Source organism: Gordonia sp. NPDC003950 (assembly GCF_053605205.1).
This window is the reverse complement of record NZ_JBSGIT010000051.1, coordinates 1-5,263: the sequence shown is the minus strand read 5'-3', so window position 1 is coordinate 5,263 and position 5,263 is coordinate 1. Positions and strand designations below refer to the sequence as shown.

Genomic DNA, 5,263 nt, shown 5'->3' with positions numbered 1-5,263 from the left:
TCCGTCCTGCCATGTTCCTCATCGTCCCTTCTCTGCCCTCACCAGGGCAATCAGGACTCTAGAACAACCCGGACCGGTTCACGGGGGACACGCCAGGAGCAGCACGAAAGTTTGACCTGGAGACCCGTGAGCGGGCTGTGAGGATGTATCACGATCGGCTGGCCGAGGTCGGCGGTGCCAAACTCGCAGCGCGTCGGCATGTCGGGGAGATGCTCGACATCAATCCGGCGACGTTGCGAAACTGGATCGAGAAGGACATGCCGGCGGTCTCGACGGCGAGTTCATCACCGGCAGATGAGCCGGGTGCGGAGTTGCGCGAGTTACGCCGCGAGAACGCCGAATTACGCAGAGCCAATGAGATTTTGAAGACAGCGTCAGCGTTTTTCGCGGCGGCGGAGATCGACCGCCGACTGCACTGATCGTCGATTACATCGACGATCACAGAGACAGGTTCGGGGTCGATCCGATCTGCCGGGTACTCGCCGAGTACGGAATGCAGATCGCCCCGTCCACCTACTACGCCCACAAGCAACGCGGCCGGATCTCGGCGGCCGCGCTGGCCGAGGCCTACGCCGCGCACGAGGTGTTCCGCCAGTTCACCAAGAACCGCAGTGTCTACGGGGTCCGCAAGATGCATCATCAGATGTGGCGAGCAGGACACCCCATGGGTCGCGATCAGGTCGGCCGGCTGATGGGGATCTGCGGGATCTCCGGAGCAGTCCGGGGTTCTCACCGCACCGTTACCACCCGCCGCGATGACAAAGCGCCCCGGTTCCCGGATCATGTTGCCCGGCAATGGAATATAGCGGATCGTCCGGATCGGTGGTGGGTGGCCGACTTCACCTACGTGTGGACGTTGGCCGGGTTCGTCTACGTGTCGTTCCTCGTCGATGTGTTCTCCCGACGCATCCTCGGGTGGCGGGTCATGACCAGCAAGCACACCCCGTTGGTGACCAGTGTGGTCGAGCAAGCGTTGTTCACTCGACGTAGGACCGTATTCAACTTCACTGCAACAGGTTTGGTGCACCACAGCGTCGCCGGGAGTCAATACACGTCGCTGGCGTTTACCGCGGCATTGCGGGAGGCCGACATCACCGGATCCATTGGATCGGTTGGCGATGCCCTCGACAACGCGCTGATGGAATCGACAATCGGGCTCTACAAGACCGAACTCATCAACACCGGTCGCACCTGGACCGACCGCGCCGAGGTCGAACGCGAGACCGCAGCCTACGTGTTCTGGTTCAACACCGACCGCCTGCACTCGTCGCTGGGCTACTGCTCACCCATCGAATACGAGACGCGCTACCGTGAGAGCGTCACCTCCGAGACGGAGGTGGCATAAACCAGGTCTCCACCCAGTCCAGGACGGTTCAACCGCGGCGACCCAGCAGTTAGCCGCGGGTCGTAGCCAGCAGTTTCGCTCACCCACTGTGGTCTGCCACAGGAGTTGGCGAGTTCGCCATCTAGTTGGCGAGGATGACCTGAGGGTTCGTCTCGAAAGAACATTGCCGCCGCGACAGGCTACTTGGCGAAGATCCACGATGTGCTTCGCGGTCACCGAAAGATTGGCGGCATACCAAACGCTGCGCCAACTACATTGGCAACTTTCGCCAACTAGACCGACAATTCGCCAACTCGGCTGGCAATCAACACACTACGTTTCGTCACTGGTGACGAAACTCTTTGCACTGCAACATAAATTGGTAACGAGACGTGTTGAAGTAGGGCGAGTTGCCTGGGGTTAGGAATGAACGGTTGACGATCTCCGGTCGTCAGAATCCTCGGAAAATGCCATCGGTGTCGGCAGCGCCGACGAAGTCGGCGAAGTCCATGTTGGCCAGGGCGAGGTTGTTCTCGACCGACCACATCGCCGCGGGCACGACCCGCACGCTCCGGTTCGAAACGTCCTCGGCGTCGAGGTTGATTGCCAGGATCGGGTGGTCGGGGTGGGACAGAGTCTCGTTGTCGCACAGGAACACGTAGAACGGTGGCGGTTCCCCGATCGCGTCCGCGAGCTCGTCGACGGTGATGTTGTCGTAGGTGGGGTCATCAACCAGGGTGAGATCAGCGGTGAACCCGTCGACGGGATCGGGGGCCAGCGCCGCGTTCGCCACCGTCGTCCACGCCTCAGGGGCGCTGAAGTCGCCGCGGATCAGCAGTGACAGGTTCGCCAGGTGGTCGGCGTCGAGCGGCCCAGCCACCGACGGTGCGCCCTCTATCGTCACGGCGGACTCGATGCGCTCGCGCACCTCGGCGACCTCGGACTGGCCGCGCGACCCGGACGGCGTGTAGCGGATGACTTCGAGCCCGGCCGACTCGGGGGTGGGCCAGATGTCGACACGCACCTGCAGGACGGGATCTTCGGGTCGCTGGTCCCGGCAGGACACGCGAACCATGTTCCACCCGCGGGAGATTGAGTCCAGGACCGGGCCGACGATGCGGTCATGCTCGGTCTGCGACGACCACACCAGAGGTTGCATCGTCACAGGTAGGTAGCCGAACTCGGCGCCACACTGCTCGATATGGACCCAGCCGTCGGCGGCAGCCAACAGGGGCGGCTCGGCGTCGTGGGTGGTGAGATCGACCACCACCGGGGCGGGCGAATCAGGGATTAGGAACGTCAACTCGGGAAGTCTCGGGGGGTCGAACCCCGGCTTACCGGGCTCGTAGCTGAGCGTGTACTCCTTGCGGTCCTGAATGCCGATACTCAACCTATGCTCGTCGTTGGCGTACCAGCTCTGATACTGCTCGGGCTCGAAAGATGCGAACCCGCCTGTGATGGCGATGAGTCCAGTTCCTCGGTGTTCATACTGAACGTGCGCCACAACCACTCCCTATTGCTGTCGACCTCCACAGCACGCTCGTTAGCGGCCGCTCCATTCGCCACCCTAGGACCGACCGTCCCCAATTCCGCCGATGACACACCCGCCATCTGGCCCTGCAGGCCCATGTGACGCTGGCGGTGGGGTGAGCTCGACGCGTCTCCGTCGGACCGGTCCCCGACGAACGCAGCGGTCACATCGGACATTCGGTCGGCGTACGCGAGAATCTCTCATCTGTTTGGAGAACGCAACGCCGAAGTGCAAGGACGTAGCCACGGAGCAGGTTCGGCAACCGACACCCAGCAGCACGACCTGCGCAGTTACTCAAGATGCGCAGAGTCGAGTTGCCGCAATTGTTTTCACTCGTCCTAGTTATTCGCCGATAACAGAGATTACGTAAAGCTGAGAGCATTCTGCGTGGTCACACGCATTTTTCGCTTCGGGTGACACCATACGTGAGACTTTGACACCCTAGATGAGACTCGATGACACGCATCCTGGGATGCATGCGGGCAGCGAACTGCATCGATGATCCGAGCCACCCAGGTTGGCTGTCACTACGGCGCGGCTGTCATCGCGTTTCGCGGTTTGTCTCAAATCATCTGTCACCGAACATGATGATTAATCAGAATCACAAAAGCCACAGTGACTCCGTACCCTTGTCCCTTGCGCAGATTGGCCTACTTGACGAACTGACGCCTCCGCTCGAGCGGCCGTGCTTCGATAGAAGCCATGACTGCTGCCACGTGGAGCATCAACACCGAGACTCCACCCGCTATGACTCCGGCTCACCGATGACGTCGCTATCACCGCGAAACGCCCTGTCTGCGCGGGCAATGCTGGCAACCGCCATACACGCCCAACCCGGCGTGTACGCACTTCTCCTCGGTTCAGGGATCTCCACCGGTGCCAGTATTCCCACCGGCTGGGGTGTCGTCACCAACCTCATCGAACGTCTCGCCGCCGCCACCGACCCCGCCGACGCCGCCTCCCACAATCTGGCCGCCACCGATCCCGAGCAGTGGTGGGCAGATAACGGCGTCGGCGACCTTGGCTACTCCACTCTCCTGGCCGCCCTCGCACCAACCCCATCAGCTCGTCAAGGCCTGTTGCACAACTACTTCGTCGCCACCGACGACGAACGCGACCAAGGCATCAAAATCCCCAGCCCCGCACACCACGCCATCGCTGCACTGGTCAAACGCGGCTCGGTGAAAGTCATCCTCACAACCAACTTCGACCGCCTCCTCGAGCAAGCCCTCGACGCCGCCGGTGTATCCACACAGGTCATTACCCGCCCCGAAGCCGCGGCCGGAATGACACCGCTCTCACACGCCCAAGCGACCATCGTCAAGCTCCACGGCGACTACGAAGAACTCGACTCCAGAAACACTATCGACGAGCTCACGACCTACCCCGAGCAGTGGAACGACCTGCTGGACCGGGTATTTACCGAATACGGGCTCCTGATATCCGGATGGTCCGGCGAATGGGACCGCGCCCTCGTCGCCGCACTCACCACCGCCCCACGCCGCTACCCCCTGTACTGGGACAGCAGGTCATCCATAAAGCACGACGCCCAACAACTGCTCGCCACCACCCGCGGCCACGTCGTGCCCGCCGCGTCGGCAGACGAACTGTTCACCGACCTCACCGAGAGCCTCAGCGCCCTCGACCAACTCACCGAGCCGCCCCTCACGACGGCAATGGCAATCGCCCGACTGAAACGCTACCTACCCGACCCCACCCGCCGAATCGCCCTGCACGACCTCGTGATGGGCGTCGTCGACCAACTCACCGACACAATCAGAGGGCTGCCCGTCGACACCGCCACCCTCGAAGCCATTGATGCCCGCATCAGCGATTTACGGACCGCCGTCGACCCACTGCTACACCTCCTCATCGCAGGCATCCACCACGACGCAGACGGCACCCACACCCAACTGTGGGTCGACGCCCTGCAACGCCTCCTCGACTCGCGACATATGGCGACCGGTAGCACACCCTTCGTTCCTCTACAGCACTATCCCGCCTTGCTCGCGCTCCGCACGATGAGCACCGTCGCGGTACACCGGGGCCGCGACGACTTCCTTATCCACCTTCTGACCACCCCACAATGGTCAGACCCGTTCAACAGCTACCCGCCGGCATCCGCTGCCCACATCTTGCACATGGACAAAGTGCTCGATGGGAATGTAGTGAACCAACTGCCCCGCTGGGGCGGCGGCCGCTGGCTGTATCCGCCCAGTCACCTACTGCGCACAGACCTCAGCGACATCATCATCGACTACCTGGGCACCGAAGACCGCTACCGCTCAGTCACTGACGACGTCGAATATCGAACGTGGCAGGTCCCCGATAGCCGGTCCAGGCCGTTCTAGAGCCAGTTCCTACTTGCAGTCGATCAGTCGATCTCGCAGCCCACGGGGTGATGCTGG

At 62.2% G+C, this 5,263-nt stretch carries 3 protein-coding genes and 1 other annotated feature; of the genes, 2 read left to right on the top strand and 1 reads right to left on the bottom strand.

Going from position 1 to position 5,263, the window contains the following annotated elements:
• The first annotated feature begins 143 nt into the window (after window positions 1-143).
• A protein-coding gene (locus ACWETB_RS23710) for an IS3 family transposase (RefSeq protein ID WP_452214033.1) occupies window positions 144-1,345 on the top strand; the annotation gives its coding sequence in 2 pieces (ribosomal slippage) (window positions 144-390 and window positions 390-1,345; 1,203 coding nt in all).
• Window positions 377-508, top strand: a sequence feature (AL1L pseudoknot). It overlaps the preceding gene by 132 nt.
• 430 nt (window positions 1,346-1,775) lie before the next feature.
• Here the strand turns inward: ACWETB_RS23710 and ACWETB_RS23705 are convergent.
• Complete coding sequence (locus tag ACWETB_RS23705) at window positions 1,776-2,714, bottom strand: DUF6924 domain-containing protein (protein WP_452214031.1); 939 nt, start codon at window positions 2,712-2,714, stop codon at window positions 1,776-1,778.
• 596 nt (window positions 2,715-3,310) lie between these two features.
• Here ACWETB_RS23705 and ACWETB_RS23700 point away from each other — a divergent pair.
• Window positions 3,311-5,206 carry an SIR2 family protein gene (locus tag ACWETB_RS23700; RefSeq protein WP_452214029.1) on the top strand — a complete coding sequence of 632 codons (1,896 nt, stop codon included), beginning with the start codon at window positions 3,311-3,313 and terminating at the stop codon, window positions 5,204-5,206.
• Window positions 5,207-5,263 lie beyond the last annotated feature (57 nt).

What these genes read in the sequence shown, in the direction of transcription:
- ACWETB_RS23700 (WP_452214029.1), top strand. Translation starts at nt 3,311, where the DNA reads ATGACACGCATCCTGGGATGCATGCGGGCAGCGAACTGCATCGATGAT.